This window comes from Micromonospora sp. L32 (genome assembly GCF_052068055.1).
Taxonomy (GTDB): Bacteria; Actinomycetota; Actinomycetes; order Mycobacteriales; family Micromonosporaceae; genus Micromonospora; species Micromonospora purpureochromogenes.
The window spans coordinates 46467-62907 of the sequence record NZ_JBQHDD010000006.1; the positions used below are offsets into that span (position 1 = coordinate 46467).

At 74.8% G+C, this 16441-nt stretch carries 17 protein-coding genes; 5 read left to right on the forward strand and 12 right to left on the reverse strand.

What is annotated here, in order from left to right; all coding sequences use genetic code 11:
• Positions 1-224: 224 nt before the first annotated feature.
• Together ACTMTB_RS17570 and ACTMTB_RS17575 are read right to left on the reverse strand one after the other, a co-directional pair.
• Positions 225-458, reverse strand: a complete 234-nt coding sequence (locus ACTMTB_RS17570) for a zinc-ribbon domain-containing protein (protein WP_280841139.1) — start codon at positions 456-458, stop codon at positions 225-227.
• Between the two features lie 41 nt (positions 459-499).
• Positions 500-793 (reverse strand): hypothetical protein, encoded by a 294-nt coding sequence (locus ACTMTB_RS17575; RefSeq protein ID WP_441146920.1) that lies wholly within the window; start codon positions 791-793, stop codon positions 500-502.
• 179 nt (positions 794-972) lie between these two features.
• Here ACTMTB_RS17575 and ACTMTB_RS17580 point away from each other — a divergent pair, with 179 nt between their 5' ends.
• A complete protein-coding gene (locus tag ACTMTB_RS17580) occupies positions 973-1947 on the forward strand; it encodes an RNA polymerase sigma factor (RefSeq protein WP_441146922.1) in 975 nt (324 codons plus the stop codon).
• A 487-nt stretch (positions 1948-2434) separates the two neighbouring features.
• Here the strand turns inward: ACTMTB_RS17580 and ACTMTB_RS17585 are convergent, their stop codons facing one another.
• From ACTMTB_RS17585 to ACTMTB_RS17600, 4 genes are all read right to left on the reverse strand, one after another.
• On the reverse strand, positions 2435-3289 hold the full coding sequence (locus ACTMTB_RS17585; protein ID WP_280841449.1) for an SRPBCC family protein: 855 nt from the start codon (positions 3287-3289) through the stop codon (positions 2435-2437).
• Positions 3282-3842 carry a helix-turn-helix domain-containing protein gene (locus ACTMTB_RS17590; protein WP_441146925.1) on the reverse strand — a complete coding sequence of 187 codons (561 nt, stop codon included), beginning with the start codon at positions 3840-3842 and terminating at the stop codon, positions 3282-3284. Before ACTMTB_RS17590 ends, ACTMTB_RS17585 begins: the two co-directional genes overlap by 8 nt.
• A gap of 95 nt (positions 3843-3937) precedes the next feature.
• Positions 3938-5281: a class I SAM-dependent methyltransferase gene (locus tag ACTMTB_RS17595; RefSeq protein WP_441146927.1), complete on the reverse strand. Its 1344-nt coding sequence runs from the start codon at positions 5279-5281 to the stop codon at positions 3938-3940.
• Entirely contained in the window at positions 5278-6660 is a 1383-nt protein-coding gene (locus tag ACTMTB_RS17600; protein ID WP_441146929.1) for an FAD-binding oxidoreductase, read from the reverse strand. Before ACTMTB_RS17600 ends, ACTMTB_RS17595 begins: the two co-directional genes overlap by 4 nt.
• Positions 6661-6696: 36 nt before the next feature.
• On the opposite strand from ACTMTB_RS17600, the gene ACTMTB_RS17605 reads away from it, so the two are divergent.
• The 3 genes from ACTMTB_RS17605 to ACTMTB_RS17615 are packed head-to-tail and all read left to right on the forward strand — an operon-like array spanning position 6697 to position 8333.
• Positions 6697-7224 (forward strand): aminoacyl-tRNA deacylase, encoded by a 528-nt coding sequence (locus ACTMTB_RS17605; protein WP_441146931.1) that lies wholly within the window; start codon positions 6697-6699, stop codon positions 7222-7224.
• Between the two features lie 50 nt (positions 7225-7274).
• Complete coding sequence (locus tag ACTMTB_RS17610) at positions 7275-7559, forward strand: DUF427 domain-containing protein (RefSeq protein WP_441146933.1); 285 nt, start codon at positions 7275-7277, stop codon at positions 7557-7559.
• Positions 7560-7616: 57 nt separating this feature from the next.
• A complete protein-coding gene (locus tag ACTMTB_RS17615; protein WP_441146935.1) occupies positions 7617-8333 on the forward strand; it encodes an RICIN domain-containing protein in 717 nt (238 codons plus the stop codon).
• A 4-nt stretch (positions 8334-8337) separates the two neighbouring features.
• Here ACTMTB_RS17615 and ACTMTB_RS17620 read toward each other — a convergent pair whose 3' ends face one another.
• Positions 8338-9681 carry an MFS transporter gene (locus tag ACTMTB_RS17620; protein ID WP_441146937.1) on the reverse strand — a complete coding sequence of 448 codons (1344 nt, stop codon included), beginning with the start codon at positions 9679-9681 and terminating at the stop codon, positions 8338-8340.
• A gap of 1 nt (position 9682) precedes the next feature.
• Between ACTMTB_RS17620 and ACTMTB_RS17625 the strand changes: the two genes are divergently transcribed.
• A complete protein-coding gene (locus ACTMTB_RS17625) occupies positions 9683-10675 on the forward strand; it encodes a GlxA family transcriptional regulator (protein WP_441146939.1) in 993 nt (330 codons plus the stop codon).
• A 45-nt stretch (positions 10676-10720) separates the two neighbouring features.
• On the opposite strand, the gene ACTMTB_RS17630 is transcribed toward ACTMTB_RS17625, so the two are convergent.
• The 5 genes from ACTMTB_RS17630 to ACTMTB_RS17650 form a co-directional block, all read right to left on the reverse strand.
• Positions 10721-11764 carry an FUSC family protein gene (locus ACTMTB_RS17630; RefSeq protein ID WP_441146941.1) on the reverse strand — a complete coding sequence of 348 codons (1044 nt, stop codon included), beginning with the start codon at positions 11762-11764 and terminating at the stop codon, positions 10721-10723.
• 13 nt (positions 11765-11777) lie between these two features.
• The gene (locus ACTMTB_RS17635) at positions 11778-12293 is read right to left on the reverse strand and encodes a hypothetical protein (protein WP_441146943.1); all 516 of its coding nucleotides are present in this window, start codon (positions 12291-12293) and stop codon (positions 11778-11780) included.
• A gap of 70 nt (positions 12294-12363) precedes the next feature.
• Positions 12364-12939 carry a hypothetical protein gene (locus tag ACTMTB_RS17640; RefSeq protein ID WP_441146945.1) on the reverse strand — a complete coding sequence of 192 codons (576 nt, stop codon included), beginning with the start codon at positions 12937-12939 and terminating at the stop codon, positions 12364-12366.
• A 66-nt stretch (positions 12940-13005) separates the two neighbouring features.
• Positions 13006-14958, reverse strand: a complete 1953-nt coding sequence (locus ACTMTB_RS17645; RefSeq protein WP_441146947.1) for a vWA domain-containing protein — start codon at positions 14956-14958, stop codon at positions 13006-13008.
• Positions 14959-14960: 2 nt separating this feature from the next.
• Entirely contained in the window at positions 14961-16430 is a 1470-nt protein-coding gene (locus ACTMTB_RS17650; protein ID WP_441147613.1) for a magnesium chelatase, read from the reverse strand.
• Between the last annotated feature and the right edge of the window lie 11 nt (positions 16431-16441).

Sequence of the window (16441 nt, forward strand, 5' to 3'; positions counted from 1 at the left end):
GTCAGCAGGCATCCGGTACGGGCGGAAGATCACATGGTCAGCGCTCGGCGGACCGGTTCCAGGGTGAGCGGGGCGAGCGGGCCCCGGCCAGTGGCCGGCTGCGACGGCGGTGCCGGCGACGGCCCGGGGTGCAGGGCGGCCGGGAGACGGTGTGCACCGGCGCGAGGGCCGGCACGACCGGTTGCCGGCCGATCAGCCAGCAGAGGAAGCGGGCCATCGCCGGGTCAACCCACCGGGAGGCTACGGGCCTCGTCCTTGGCGATGCCGTACTCGGCCCCGCAGAACGAGCACTGCTGCACGTAGCGGGTGCGGACCGGGATCAGCGGAATGAAGAAGAGGGTGAACTTCGTCGACCGGCGGGTGATCACCTGCGCGGCCCGGTTGCCGCAGTTGCGGCAGACCGCGGTGACCACGCCGGACCGGTTGACGGACGTGCGCAGTCCGAAGATGAAGAACATCGCCGGCCTGTACCCACGGGAGGGGGCTCACACACCCGTTTTCAGGAAGTGGTTCGCCGCCACGGCCGACGGGCGTCGAGCTGGACGGCGAGCAGCTCCAGGAATTCCCGGAACCGCTCCTCGTCGTGCGGGGTGGGCAGCTCGTCGGTCAGCGGGCCGCGGTGCCGCCGGGCCCGGGCGATCGCCGCGGCGTAGAGGCGCGGACCGGCGCCGAACGACCGGCGTTCGACCATCGCCTCGGCCATCCGGGCGGCGGCCGCCTCGTCCAGCTCGGCGGTGAAGATCAACCCGTAGAGGATCTGGTTGACGACACCCTTCCAGTCGTCGCGGGGCATCGCGGTCCTCCTCGGTCACTCCGTCGCCGGTGAGCGGTGCCGATGACATGATCCACCCGGGTCCGGCCCCGACCCGGTGGACCCGCCGTACCGGTGCGTCGGCGAAGATTTCCCGCCGGTCGGTGTCCGGATCCGGGTCGGCCGTTCGTCACCCTGGTGAGAGACTGCGCCGCGCCGCGGTGGAGCGGCGCAGGCTGCGGGACCTGGCCCTGCTGACCGATCCGGAGCCGCCGACCGGGACGGAGGAGGACGTGGTGGACGACCGGCTGCGACTCGTCTTCACCTGCTGCCACCCGGCGCTGGCCCTGGAGGCACGGGTCGCCCTGACCCTGCGCACGGTGGCCGGGGTGCCCACCGCCGACATCGCCCGCGCCTTCCTGGTCAGCGAGTCCACCATGACCCGGCGGATCACCCGGGCGAAGACCAGGATCGCCACGGCCGGCATCCCCTACCGGGTGCCGACCGGGCCCGCGCTGGTCGAGCGGCTGCCGGGCGTGCTAGCCGTGCTCTACCTGCTCTTCACCCGGGGGTACGACGCCGACGGCGAGCCCGCCTTCGCCGACGAGGCGATCCGGCTGGCCCGGCTGCTCGACCGGCTGATGCCCGACCAGCCGGAGGTCGCCGGGCTGCTGGCCCTGTTCCTGTTCCAGAACTCGCGCCGCGCCGCCCGCCGCGACCCGGCCGGTGACCTGCTCACCCTCGATGAGCAGGACCGCTCCCGCTGGGACCGCGCCGCCATCTCGGAGGGACTCGCCGCCCTGGACCGCGCCGGCCACGGCCCGTACGCGCTCCAGGCCCGGACCGCCGCCGCGCACGCCACCGCCCCGACCGCCGCCGACACCGACTGGGCCGCCATCGCCGGCTGCTACGACGAGCTGGCCCGGATCCGGCCCACCCCGGTGATCCGGCTCAACCGGGCGGTGGCGCACGGCTACGCCCACGGGCCGGCGGCGGGGCTGGCCCTGGTCGCCGAGGCCCGCGCGGGCGGCGCGCTCGACGGCTACCCGCCGGCGCTCGCCGCGCAGGCCGAGCTGACCGCCCGCCACGGCGACCCGGTACGCGCCGCCGCGCTGTTCCGCGCCGCCGCCGACCTGGTCGGCTCCGGTCCGGAACGCCGGGCGCTGCTGCGCCGGGCCGGCGAGCTGGACCGCTGACGGCGCGGGACCGTCCCGCCGCCACCCACCGGGTTCGGGGCCGGCGGGCACCGGCGGGACGGCCGGCGGTCCGACCAGCGCGGAGGTGCCTGCCGGCCGCGAGGCCGCCGGTGATCGACCAGCATCCGCCCAGGCACACCTGTCGAGCGACCTCAGGGGCAGACGTCACCAGGCCGCCGCCACCATGACATGGGTGTGCGAGCCCTCTCGAGCTGATGACGTGAACGAATCGGGGCTAGCGAGGCGACCACACCGCGGCCGCCGGGCGCGCGTGCCGGTGCCGGATGAATCGTTTGCGTCATCAGCTCGAAAGGGCACCGACAGCGCCATTGCCGCCCGGCCACACCCGATCAGCCCATCCCGCCGGACCACCGCCGGTCGACGCGCCAGGGGTCACGCCGGAACCGGCTCAGGCTGCACGGACGGCGCGGGCCGCACCAAGCCCACGAGGGGGTGCGGCCCGCGCCGGCGCAAGAGGGCGGGACGGTCAGGCGCCGGTGGGAAGCTCCTCCAGCACCCAGATCGGCTGCCAGTCGGCCATCTCGTGGTAGCGGCGCAGCTCGGACAGGCCGGCCACCGACCCGCTCCAGGCCGCGTACGGCGGGTTGCCCTCGTCGAAGCCGCTCTGCACGAACGTCAGCTTGGTCTTGCCATCGGACTCGGCCAGCTCCCAGGTGCTGATGCCGGTCGGTCCCCAGTCGACGGACATCCGGTGGCCGGGCTCCAGGTCGACCACCTTGGCCGCGTACCCGGCCTCGAAGCCGCCCATGGCGTACCGGCCGCCGACCCAGGGCTCGATGCCGATCGGGTAGCCGAACCAGGCGCTGGCCTGGGCGGAGTCGGTCAGCGACTGCCAGACCCGCTCGACCGGCGCGCCGATCAGCAGCTCGCCGCGCAGGTCGGCGGAGGTGAAGTCGGTCTTCGGCAGCAGCGGTCGCCCCTCCAGGTGCGCGGCGAGGTTGGCGATCGACAGGCTCCACCAGGTCTGGAGCACCCCCCGGATGGTGCTGCCGTCCATTGCCTCGGCGAAGTTGAAGTGGCTCTGGGTGAGGGTCAGCAGGGTGCTGCCCGGCCCCTCGGGCGTCAGGGCTATCTCGCTGGTGGTCTCCACCCCGTCGAGCAGCCAGGCGAAGCGCAGCGTGTCCTCGTCGGCGTGCAGCAGGCGCTGGTGCGGCGCGTCGCCCTCGGGCGTGAAGCGGCCCCAGAACTCGTACCGTCGGGGCAGCTCCACCTCGGCGTGCTCGGCGAACCAGACGCGCAGCTCGGCCGGGTCGGTCAGGGCGCGCCGGACGGCCTCGACCGGCGCGGCGAGACGGGCACCCAGCTTCAACGAATCACTCACGGTCGTCCCCCTTGGGGTAGCAGGCCACGGCCAGCTTGAAGGCGTCCCCCTCGGCGCCGCCGTAGCGTGTGAACAGGTCCCGCAGCGTGGACTGCAGGTCGTGCAGAAACTCCTGCCGGCGCTCGGCCGGCACCCGGATCTCGCCGGACACCCCGATGGAGGGCAGCTCCGGCGCGGACCGGTCGAGGGCGGCGACGTCCGCCTGGACCTCCTCCATCAGGTCGAGCAGGTAGCCCAGGCTGAGCTCGTCCCGGGCCCGGCGCACCCCGCCGACCCGCCCCACCAGGCGGGGCGAGAGCCAGTACGACCGGGCGGCGGCCTGGTAGATGCCCTCGCTGATGCCGCGCACCTTCCGGCTCGCCACCTGCTCGACCAGGCCGGCCGCCACCAACTGCTTGACGTGGTAGTAGACGCGCTGCGGCGTCTGCCCCAGCCGGGTGGCGACCTCGGTGCAGGTGCGGGGCTCGGCCAACTGCCGCAGCACCTCGACGCGCTGCGGCTTGAGCAGGACCTCGGCCTGCTCGATCTGCTCCAGGTACATGACGTCTCTCATCGCACAAATGAGCTTGTACGTAAAAACTCTCTTTGTAAATAGGATCGAGGAAAGCCGCGCCGACCCGGCGCGGCTTTCCTCGGGCGGTTCCGCGGTCAGGGCGTCCAGTCTGGGCGCAGCGGGTACGACGTCTGCCCGGCCGGCCCGTTGCGGGTGGCCAGCACCTGGTGCAGCTGGATGCCGTTGGTCTCGAAGGCCAGCCGGGACCCGGCCATGTAGAGGCCCCACACCCGCGCGGTGCCCTGCCCCACCTCCGAGACGCAGAAGTCCCAGTTCTCGACGAGGTTGCGGCACCAGGCGGCCAGGGTCAGCGCGTAGTGCTGCCGCAGGTTCTCCTCGTGGTGCACCTCCAGCCCCACGTCGTGGATCTCACTGATCAGCCGGCCCGGCCCGGCCAGCTCGCCGTCGGGGAAGACGTACCGGTCGATGAAGGCGCCGGAGCGGTGCGGGGCCCGGTTGTCGGCCCGGGTGATGCAGTGGTTGAGCAGCCGGCCGTCCGGCCGCAGCCGGTCCCGCAGCGCCCCGAAGTACGCCGGGTAGTTGCGCACCCCGATGTGCTCGGTCAGCCCGATCGAGGAGACCACGTCGAACTGCTGCCGCGGGGCGTCCCGGTAGTCCAGGTGGCGCACCTCGGCCAGCTCGGTCAGCCCCTCCCGCTCGATCGCCGCCTGCGCCCACCGCGCCTGCTCCCGGGACAGCGTGACGCCGAGCGCCTTCACGCCGTACTCCCGGGCGGCGTGCCGGACCATGCCGCCCCAGCCGCAGCCCACGTCGAGCAGCCGCATCCCCGGCTTGAGCGCCAGCTTGCCGGCGACCAGGTCGTACTTGGCCGCCTGGGCCTGCTCCAGCGTGTCGCCCGGGCTGTGGAACACCGCGCAGGTGTACGTCATGGACGGGCCGAGCACCTTCTCGTAGAAGGCGTTCGAGACGTCGTAGTGGTGCGAGATGGCGGTGCTGTCCCGCAGGCGGGAGTGACGCAGCCCGTTCATCACCCGCCGCCAGCGCGGCTGCGCCTCCTGCGGCGGGGGCGGCGGGGGCAGCAGCCGCTCCCAGCCCAGCCCGCGCACCAGCGCCAGCCCCTCGGCCAGCGACGGGGTACGCACCCGCAGCTCGTCCTTGAGCACCCGCAACGCCTCGTACGGGTCGCCGGGGTGCACGCCCTGCAACCGCAGGTCCCCGCTGACGTACGCCCGCGCCATGCCCAGGTCACCGGGGGCGGTGAGCAGGTACGTCAGACCACGCTCGGAGCAGATGGACAGGGTGATCCCGCTGTCGGCCGGGCCGATCGCGCTGCCGTCGTACCCGGTGATCCGCACCGGCAGCTCGCCGGTGGTCAGCGCCCGGACGACGTCGGCGACGGTGGGGCCGCCTCGGCCCCCGGCCGGCGGCGGTGTGGCGGGGGAACTGCTCGCCCCCTGTTCTCGGTCGGTCAGGCTCATTTTCGTGCAACCGCCTTCTCGTAGAGTCCGGTGAGCCGGTGATCCGGGTCGTAGCGGTCCTTCACGGCACGCCAGGTCTCCCCGCCGTAGAGCCGGTCGAAGGCCGCTCGGTCGTAGTACGCGTCCGAGTAGAGGGACTTGTGACCACCCATGTCGGACACCGCCCGCTCGATCGAGCGGTTCACGTCGCCGTCGGCCGCTCCCTCGGCGATCGGCACACTTCCCCAGAAACCGATGTTGACGTAGGTCTGCCCCGGCCGGAGCGGATACAGCGGCCAGGTCCGCGCCGAGCCCGGCCCGGCCGGCTCGCGCAACCGCAGCGGGCAGAGCCAGACCGGGTTCATGCCCACGTTGGCGGCGAACCAGCGGAGGAAGTCGGCGGTGGCCTCCAGCGGAATCTCGACGTCCTGCACCACCCGCTCGCGGGCCGGATGCCCGCGCCAGCGGTCGACCCGCGCGGCGACCTGGTGCCGGTGTTCCAGCCGGACCAGCCGGTGGTAGAAGTCGCTGCGCCGCCACCGGGCCGGCCAGAGCCGGCGGACGACCGGGTGCTGCACCCCGAACGCCGCCGAGCACCAGAACCAGTCAGTGTCCCAGCGCCAGAGGTAGTCGTGGGCGGTCAGCGCGTCGCGGGTGCGCCGGCGCAGCGACCGGTAGTAGATCTCCTGGCCGGTGTAGTCGCTGAGCTGCGGCGCGTCGTCGGTGAAGGTGCCCAGGGTCAGGTACGCCTCGCCGGGGCTGAACATCACCCCGTCCATCGCGTCGACGGGCTGCCCCTCCCACTCGCCCTTGACGACCACGTCGGCGATCGCCTCGGTCAGCTCCTCCAGCCGGCTGAAGCGCACGTTGCGCAGCGCCACGGCGTGGCGTACGGGCTGGAGCTCGATGCGCAGCCGGGTGGCGTAGCCGAGGCTGCCCAGCGAGTTGGGGAAGGCGGCGAAGAGGTCGGCGTGCTCGCCCTCCGGGCGGGCGGTGAGGATCTCGCCCGCGCCGGTGAGCACGTCCATCTCGGTCACCGACTCGTGCGGCAGGCCGTTGCGGAACGAGGTGGACTCGATGCCCAGCCCGGTGACCGCGCCGCCCAGGGTGATCGTGCGCAACTGCGGCACGACCAGCGGCATCAGTCCGTGCGGGAGGGTGGCGTCGACCAGGTCCTCGTACGTGCACATGCCCTGCACGTCGGCGGTGCGGGCCCGGGGGTCGACCGACAGCACACCGTCCAGCCCGGAGACGTCCAGGCCCGGTGAGCTGGTGGCCGCCCGGGGGCGGAACAGATTCGAGGTGCGTTTGGCGAGGCGGACGGGTTCCCCGAGGGGCACCGCGGCGTACGACCGCCGCAACGTGTCCACCGCCAGGTCATGATCACGCAGCGCGCGCATGAGATCACCTTACGCGCCGAACGGCCCGTCCGTGGGATGTCCACGGTGGCCTTTTCGCCACCACGATCGGACGATCCCGATACCGTGGCGGACGTGCTGTCGCCCGCCCTCACCGCCCTGGACGCCGCCGGTCTGCCGTACCGGGTGATCCGGCACGGGCCGGTGCGCAGCCTCGCCGAGGCCGCCGCCGCCCGCGGCGTCGCGGTGCCGGACGTGGTGAAGACGATCGTGGTCCGCCGCGGCCCGGACGACCATCTCTTCGTGCTCACCCCGGGCGACCGGGTGATCTCCTGGCCCAAGCTGCGCGCGCTGCTCGGCGTCAACCGGCTCTCCATGCCCGACGCGGCGGCAGCCCGCGACGCCACCGGCTACGAACGGGGGACCATCACCCCGTTCGGCGCGACCACCGCCTGGCCGGTCGTCGCCGACGAGCGGTTGCGCGGCCGGGAGATCACCCTCGGCGCGGGCGAGCACGGCGCCGCCGTCGCGCTGGACGCCGACGCGGCGATCACCACGCTCGGGGCGACGGTCGCCGACGTGACCGACCCGGAGCCCGCGCGCTGACCCGCCGCCGATCGGTGGTCGGTCCGGGGCGGACGGCATAGCGTGGACCCATGCCGAAAGCCGTCTGGAACGATCTGGTGATCGCCGAGAGCGACGACACCGTCCTGGTGGAGGGCAACCACTACTTCCCCCGCGCCGCCCTGCGCGACGACCTGATCCGGGAGTCGGCGACCCACACGTTCTGCCCGTGGAAGGGCACCGCCGCCTACTACAGCCTCGAGCACGACGGCCGGACCAGCGCCGACGCCGTCTGGTACTACCCGGACCCGAAGCCCGACGCCGAGATGGTGCGCGACCGGGTGGCGTTCTGGAAGGACGTCACGGTCGTCGACTGAGTCACCGCCGGCCGGGCCGGGTGGCCATCGAGCGGTCCGGTGGGTCAGGATTCCCCCATGTCCGCCCCCGACGAACACCACGACCCGGCCGGCACCGTCTACGGCGCCCGCCGGTCCGCCCGACCCGGGCTGCCCCGGGACCCGCTGATCCGGTTCGCGCTGGCCGCCGGGCTGGTCGGCGTACTGGTGGGGGTCTTCTTCGCCACCGGTGTGCTCGGCGGCGGCGACCAGCCGGTGGTGCCGGCGTCGGCCGCCTCCGCGCCCCCGGCGGAGCCGCCGTCGCCGGAGGTCACCGAACCGGCCCCGACCACCCCCGCCGCGCCCTCGCCGACCGCCGCGCCCACCACCCCGCCCGCCCCGGTGGCCGGGCCGAAGGTGTTCCGGGCGGTGGCCTCCGGCCTCTGCGTCGGCACCGACGACGAGGACGAGAAGGCCAAGGCCGAGTTGGCCGGCTGCTCAGGCGGGCCGGAGCAGCAGTGGGTGGCCAACCCGGTCGCCCCGGACCTGGTCACCCTCACCAACGCGGCGCACGCGCAGTGCCTGGACGTCGAGGGCGGCAGCACCGACGACGGCGCGAAGCTCCAGCAGTTCCCCTGCCACGGGCAGGCCAACCAGCAGTGGCGGCTGACCCCGGTCGGCACCGGCCCGGTGCTGCTGGTCGCGGTCCACTCCGGCAAGTGCGCCGAGGTGAAGGACGGCGGCACCGAGTCCGGCGACGAACTCGTCCAGGTCCCGTGCACCGGCGCCGCCCCGCAGCAGTGGACGGTGGGCTGACGCCTCAGCCGCGGTAGCTCCAGGCCCGGGCCGGCGGCGCCACCACGGGCACCGGCACCGGTTCCCGGCGGCGCAGCAGCAGCGAGAGCCCGGCCGCGCCGATCGACAGCGCCCCGGCGACGTACCAGGCCACCGCGTAGTCGCCGAGGCGGTCGCGGACCAGGCCTGCCCCGGTCGCGGCGATCGCCGCGCCGAACTGGTGGGCGGCGAAGACCCAGCCGAAGACCACCGCGCCCGCCGCGCCGAAGTACTCCCGGCACAGCGCGACGGTCGGCGGCACGGTGGCCACCCAGTCCAGGCCGTAGAAGATGATGAAGACCAGCATGCTCGGCTCGGCCGTGCCGGCGAAGAGGCCGGGCAGCACCAGCAGCGACCCGCCGCGCAGCGCGTAGTAGGCGCCGAGCAGCAGCCGGCTGTCCACCCGGTCGGTGAGCCAGCCGGAGGCGATGGTGCCGACGATGTCGAAGAGCCCGACCAGGGCGAGCAGCCCCGCGGCGGTGGTCTCCGGCATCCCGTGGTCGTGCGCGGCCGGCACGAAGTGCGTGCCGACCAGCCCGTTGGTGGTCGCGCCGCAGATCGCGAACCCGCCGGCGAGCAGCCAGAACGGCCGGGTCCGCGCGGCCGAGGCCAGCGCGCCGACGGCCCGGGAGGCGGCGCCGCCCGTCGTCGGCGCGGGCGGCACGACCTCCGCCGCGCCGTAGGCCGGCAGGCCGAGATCCGCCGGGTGCTCCCGCAGCAGCCAGGCAACCAGCGGTACGACCGCCAGCGCCGCCCCGGCGACGACGAGCGCCGCCGTGCGCCACCCGTGGTCGCGGACCAGCACGGCGAGCAGCGGCAGGAAGACCAGTTGCCCGGCCGCCCCGCCGGCGGTCAGCACCCCGGTGACCAACCCGCGACGGCGGACGAACCAGCGCCCGGTGACCGTGGCCACGAAGGCGAGCGCCATCGACCCGGTGCCCAGCCCGACGAGCACCCCCCAGCAGAGGATCAGCTGCCAGCTGGCCGTCATGAACACCGTCAGGCCGCTGCCGGCCGCCACCAGCGCCAGCGCGCCGGCCACCACCCGTCGGACGCCGAACCGGTCCATCAGCGCGGCGGCGAACGGCGCGGTCAGCCCGTAGAGCAGCAGGTTGACCGAGACGGCGGCGGAGACGGTGGCCAGCGGCCAACCGAACTCGGCGTGCAGCGGGTGCAGCAGGACCGAGGGGGTGGCCCGGAAGCCGGCGGCGCCGACCAGCGCGACGAACGCGACGGCGGCGACCAGCCAGGCGGGGTGGAGACGGCGGGTTCGGTTCACGACACGAGTGTCGACGGCGGGCCCGCGGACGACGAGTGGCCGGAAAGCCATCATGCGCAATAATCGGGCCATGACGATCGTCCCGCACCGGGTCGCGGTGCTCGCCATCGACCAGGTGGTCGGCCTCGACCTCGGCACCCCCTCCCAGGTCTTCGGCACCGCCCGCACCAAGGACCTGCGGCCGCTCTACACGGTCGACGCCTGCACGCCGGGGGGCCGCCCGGTGCGCAGCACCGCCGGGTACCAGGTGCTGCCCGACCACGGGCTCGAACTGGTCGAGGCCGCCGACACGGTGGTCGTACCGGGCATCCACGGCGGTCCGGCGCTGACCGACGGCGTCCTCGACCCCGAGGTCGCGGCGGCGCTGCGGGCGGCCCACGAGCGGGGCGCGCGGATCATGTCGATCTGCACCGGCGCGTTCGTGCTGGCCGCCGCCGGGCTGCTCGACGGCCGGCGGGCCACCACCCACTGGGCGTACACGGACCTGTTCCGCCGGCTGCACCCGGCGGTCGACCTGGACCCCGACGTGCTCTTCATCGACTCCGACGACGTGCTCACCTCGGCCGGGGTGGCCGCCGGCCTCGACCTGTGCCTGCACGTCATCCGCACCGACCACGGCAGCGAGGTGGCCAACCGCTCGGCCCGCCGCTGCGTGGTCCCGCCGTGGCGCGACGGCGGCCAGGCCCAGTACATCGAGCGGCCGGTGCCCCACCGGGCGGCAACGGGCACCGCCGGCACCCGGGAGTGGGCCCGGCAGCGGCTGCACGAGCCGGTCACCCTGCGCGACCTGGCCGAGCACGCGCGGATGAGCGTACGTACCTTCACCCGGCACTTCCGCTCCGAGACCGGGCTGAGCCCCGCCCAGTGGCTGCTCCAGGAGCGCACCGACCACGCCCGGCTGCTGCTGGAGACCACCGACCTGGCCGTCGACCAGGTGGCCCACCGCTGCGGCTTCGGCACCGCCGCCGCCCTGCGCCAGCAGCTCCGCCAGCGCATCGGCGTCGCCCCGAGCGCGTACCGCCGGGCGTTCCACCGGCACCCCTGACCCGCGTTCCCGCGGCGCGGGCGAGGACCGCCCGGTCGGCGGGGGTCAGGGTGGGGCGGCGGCGCGGAGCCGGTGCAGGGCGGCGGTGGCGTCGCGCAGGTGCACCTCGATCACCGGGCGGTCACCGGGACCGGACGGCACGGGTGCGGTGGACCCGGGCCGGGATCCGGAGCGGTCGGTGGTGGCGGCGGAGAGCTCCGCCAGCCCGTCGGCCAGCTCGGTCAACCGGTCCGGCAACGGGCCCGACCCCGCCGTCGGGTGGGACGTGAGCTGTCCGTGCACGTCGTCGCAGAGCAGCAGGGCGGCGGCGACCAGCACGTGGACGTCGTCGAGGGGGCGGTCGGCCCGGTGCAGCCGGGCGGCCCGCCGGCGCCCGCGTACGGTGCGGCCGGTGACCCGGTGGGCCACCACCCGGGCCTCGGTGAGCCGACCGAGGCGGGCGTTGGCGTGCCGGGCCTGCTCGCAGGCGGTGGCCGCCAGCGCCGGCCCGCCCCGGCGCAGCGCCTCGGCCGCCGTCCGCAGCGCGATCGCGGTGTCCCGCAGGATCTCCGGGACCGGCGCGGCGACCAGCTTCACCGGATCAGGGCTGAACAGCACCTGGCTGCCGAGCAGACCCAGCGCGCCGCCGACCGCCACGTCCAGCAGATAGCCGGCGGGCGACCGCGCCGGCCCCAGTGCGGCCACGATCAACACGGCGGTGCCGGACTGGACGTAGGGCAGCGGCCGCGGGTCGATCAGGGCGGCGATCGACATCGCCAGCGCGAGCGCCGGCACCATCACCAGGAATCCGATGCCGAGGTCGAGGGCCTGGACACCCTCCCCCACCGCGACGCCGGCCAGCACCCCCACGAACAGGTCGACGGCCTGCCGGCCCCGCCCGCCCATACCCGCCGACAGGCAGATCAACGAGCCGGTGGCGGCGAAGATCGGCGCCTGGTGGCCGAAGAGGGTCGCCGCGATCCACCACGCCGCGCCCGCCGTCAACGCGCACTGGCCGATCACCGGCAGCGCCATCCGGATCCGGTGCGGCAACAGCGCGGGGACCACCGACCGGGCCGCGCTGCGCAGGCCGGCCCCGCGCCGGCTCACCGCACCGGCTGGCTCACGACCCGACCGACCGGTCGACGGTCGGCCGGTCGACGGTGGGCGCCCCCGGCGGCGTCCGCAGGACCCGGAGCTGCGCGAGGTGTTTCGGCAGGTGGACACGGGCGTGCAGGTCCAGGGTGCGCGACCAGGGCAGGGTGTCGTCGACGACCAGGTCGAAGCCCTCCCGCAGGTGGGTGTCGACCGGGGTCTCCGCCGCCGGGCCGAGCCGGTCCACCAGGGCGCAGAGCTTCTGGCTGGTGGCCCTCAGCAGGGTGGCCAGCCCGTCCAGGCCGCCGCAGTCGGCGACCAGCGCGTCCACCTGGGGGCGGTGGATGGTCTCCAGGTCGTAGTAGGCGAAGGGCGAGCCGGCGAGGACCGCCTCGGTGGCCTCGCTCATCAGCTCGTCGTTGGCGGCCAGGTGGGCCACGATCTGCTCGGCGGTCAGCTGCCCCTGCGGCGGCTCGCCGAAGCCGCCCGCCTCCACCTCGGCGAGCAGTTCGTCGTAGATCCGCCGCAGCCCCGCGCTCTCCACGTCCCCAGTCAACCCCGCCGACCGGCGCGGACCGGGGCGTTACCGCACCGGGATCACCCGGACGGGCGGTTCAGCGCCGGCGCGGGCGGGCGCGACGGCGGCCCCACCTGCGCGCCGGCCTCGGCCGACGGGCGGACCGTGGACGGGCCGCGGCGGGGGCGGCCGGACGGAGGGGCCGCTCGTCCGGGCCGGTCCACCACCAGAGCATCAGGGCCGCCACCACCAGGGCGAAGATCCCGGTGATCAGCGCGGGCTGCCACTCGTCGTCCACCGGGTGGGCCCGGGACGCCCCAGGCCCATTGACCCGGGCGGGCAGCGACGCCGGCCCGCCCACGACCCGGGGGTCCTCGTCCAGCCACTCGTCGTAGGTGATCCGCTCGATCCGCACGGTGCCGTCGGCGGAGCGGAACGTGCCCCGGCACCGCCAGGGATCCCCACGGAGGAAATCGTTCTGCCGGCAGCCGGCGACCGTGACCGTGCCCTCGACGTCGGCCTGCGCGGCCCGGAAGCCGTCAATGCCGGTGGAGAGCGGAAACCAGGCGAGGCACAGGAAGAAGCCGACGATCGCCGCTCCACCCAGATTCCACCAGCCCAGGTCCCACACGTGGTCGAGCCGCCGGAGCAGAGCCGCGCGCACCCGTGACATGCCGCCGAGGCTAGGCGGTCCCCGCCACCGGACCGCCGTCGCCGGATCCCGACCCGGACGGGCAACTCAGCGCCGGCCCCGCCGGGCGCGCAGGTAGTCGGAGACGACGTACTCGCCGAGGTCGTCGAGGTCCGGGGTGAACATCCGGCCCTTCGAGCGGCGGGCCACCGCGTCGACGAAGCGGCGCAGCCCCGGATCGTCGCCGAGCATGAAGAGGTTCAGCGTGGCGCCGTAGCGGGTCAGCTTGTCCACCTCGCGGATGGTCGCCTCGATCGTCTCCGGCAGCGGCGGCCAGTGGAACAGCGCCTCCCCGTCGTCCGGGTCGAGGTGGGCGGTCGGCTCGCCGTCGGTGACCACCAGCACCACCGGCTCCGCGCCGGGGTGCCGGCGCAGGTGCCGCCCGGCCAGCCGCAGCGCGTGCTGGAGGTTGGTGCCCTGCTGCATGTCCGGCTCCACCGCGGCCAACTCCTGCTGGGTCAGCGTCAGCGCCTCCCGGCCGAAGCCGACGATCTCCAGAGCGTCCTGCGGGAAGCGGGTCGCCACCAGGTGCGACAACGCCAGCGCCGTCTGCTTCATCGGGCCCCAGCGCCCCTGCGAGATCATCGAGTACGACAGGTCGACGCAGAGCGCCACCGCCGCCGAGGCCCGGCGCTCGGTCTCCACCACCTCGAAGTCGGAGACGTCGAGCTGGACCGGCACCGTGGGGCCGGCCCGCCGGACCGCCCGGGTGAGGGTGCGGACCACGTCCAGCGGCTGCTCGTCGCCGTACTCCCAGGGTCGGGACGCCCCGCTGACCTCGCCGGCCGCACCCGCCGAGCGCAGGTCGTGCTGGCCGCGCGGCCCGGCCGTGAGGTCGGCGAAGACCCGCCGCAGCGCGGTGCCGGCGAGCCGGCGCAGCGCCTTCGGGCTCAGCGTGAGCCCGTCGGCGTCCCGGCTCACCCACCCCTGCCGGCGCAGTTCCCGCTCCAGTTCCCGCAGCCGGCGGATGTCGTCGGCGGGGTCGCGGCCCAGCGTCCGGGCCACCGCCTCGACGTCCACGTCGTCGAGGGTCGCGCCGGGGTGCTCCTGGTCGAGGGAGTCGAGCAGGTCGTCCAGCTCGCCGATCTCGTCGAGCGCGCCGGCCGCCTCGCCGTAGCCGAGCGGCTGCTCACCGCGGACCCGCTCGCCGCGCTGCCAGTTCAGGTCGGGGCGCAGCGCCCGCAGGTGCCCGTCCAGCGCGGACAGCTCGCCGGCCAGCCGGTCGCCGAGGGACTGCCGCATCAGCCCGGCCAGTTCCTCGCGCTGCTGGTCCGACAGCGACCGCATCAGCCGCTCCCCGGCGGCCGAGCGGCGGGCCAGCACGTCGACCAGCTCGTCGACGTTCTTCGGCCGCTCCGGGAAGAACTCGCCGTGCCGGCGCATGAACTCGGCGAACGCGTCGGTGGTGTCCTCGGCGCGGGCGTGCCGGGCCAGCAGGTCGTTGAGGTCCCGCATCATCTCGGCCAGCTGCCGCTGCACCGCCGGGTCGCCGGCCGCCCGCGCCGCGTCGCGCAGCCCGGCGAAGCGCTGCTCCAAGACGTCGCCGCGCAGCCCGTCGAGAATCCGCTGGTACGTCTGCCGCGCCTCGTCGCTGGCCCACTCGTAGCCCGCCAGCTCCTGCACCGCGCGGGCGGTGGAGCGGGGCAGGTTGTCCAGCACCGCCTCGGCGAACCGCGCGTCGTCGTCGGCGCGCCCGCGCAGCTCGTCGCGTTCCGCCGCCAGCGCCTGGTCGAGCAGGGCCCGGGAGCGGGTCACCGCCCCGTCCAGGTCGCCTCGGCGCAGCGCCTCCCGGCGCAGCCGGCGGGCCCGGGCGGCCAGGTCGTCCAGGCCGCCGCGCCCCTGCGGGCCCCGGCGCAGCAGGTCGCGCAGCGCGTCCCGCAGGCTGCCGCCGGCCAGCACCTCCGCGCCGACGGCGTCCACCGCGGCCCGGACGTCGTACGGCGGGGCGAGCGGGTCGGGCCCGCCGCGCCACTGCCCGTACCGGAACCGGTTGCCGGCCACGCTCAGCCCCGGCCGCCGTAGACGGTGCGGCCCGACTCGGTGACGTCCTTGCCGAGCCGGCGGGTCAGGTGCAGCCCCTCCAGGACGAACTCGATCCCGGCGGCGGCCTCCTCCGGCGTGGGCGCGTCACCCAGCCCGAGCCGGTCCAGCGCCTTGGCCAGCCCGGGCACGGTGCCGACCTGGCGCAGCAGCTCCGCCGACGAGACCAGCTCACCGGTCTCGATGGCGGTGCCCTCGGCGACCAGGCCGGTGAAACCGGACAGGTCCAACCCGGCCAGCCTGGCCCGGAACGTCTCGGCGGTGGCGGTGCGCAGCAGGTGGGCCAGGATCTCGATCTCGCGCCCCTCCTCGCCGCTCTCGAACTCGACCTTGCCGCGCAGGGTCGAGGTCACCGACACCGCGTCGCCGACCCGCGCGACCGGGGCCTCGGGGCGTACCCCCTGGGCGGCGGGACCGGCGGCGAGCAGGCCGGATCGGCGCAGCGCGGCGGCGGCGACCGTCTCGGCGGCGGCGATCGCGAAGCGGGCGGAGACGCCGGAGCGCGGGTCCACCGACGGCGACTCGCGCACGGCGCGGGCGAACCGGGCGAGCACCTCCAGCACGTGCTCCGGCACCTCGGCGACCAGCTCGGCCTCCTGCCGGATCAGCGCCAGCTCCAGCTCCAGGTCGACCGGGTAGTGGGTGCGGACCTCCGCGCCGAAGCGGTCCTTGAGCGGCGTGATGATCCGGCCCCGGTTGGTGTAGTCCTCCGGGTTGGCGCTGGCCACCAGGAACAGGTCCAGCGGCAGCCGCAGCTGGTAGCCGCGGACCTGGATGTCCCGCTCCTCCAGCACGTTGAGCAGCGCCACCTGGATCCGCTCGGCCAGGTCGGGCAGCTCGTTCACCGCGAAGATCCCCCGGTTGGTGCGCGGCACCAGTCCGAAGTGGATGGTCTCCGGGTCGCCGAGGGTGCGACCCTGGGCCAGCCGGATCGGGTCGACGTCGCCGATCAGGTCGCCGACGCTGGTGTCCGGGGTGGCCAGCTTCTCGCCGTAGCGCATCGAGCGGTGCAGCCAGCCGACCGCCAGGTCGTCGCCGGCCTCGGCGACCAGCGCGCGGGAGGCCGGGGTGAGCGGGTGCATCGGGTGCTCGTTGAGCACCGAGCCGGGAATCACCGGGGTCCACTCGTCGAGCAGCGCCACCAGCGAGCGGATCAGCCGGGTCTTGCCCTGGCCGCGCTCGCCGAGCAGCACCATGTCGTGGCCGGCGAGCAGGGCCCGCTCGACCTCGGGGAGGACGGTGTCGTCGTAGCCGACGATGCCGGGGAAGCGATCGGAGCCGGAACGCATCCGGGCGAGGAGGTTGTCGCGGAGTTCCTGCTTGACGGTGCGGTGCCGGTGCCGGTGCCCGGCCGCGCGCAGCTCGCCGAGCGTGCCCGGCAGGTCGGCGGGCGGGACCGGGAGAACCTGGTTTGGCGCAGTCACCCGACCCAGGCTAGCGCAGG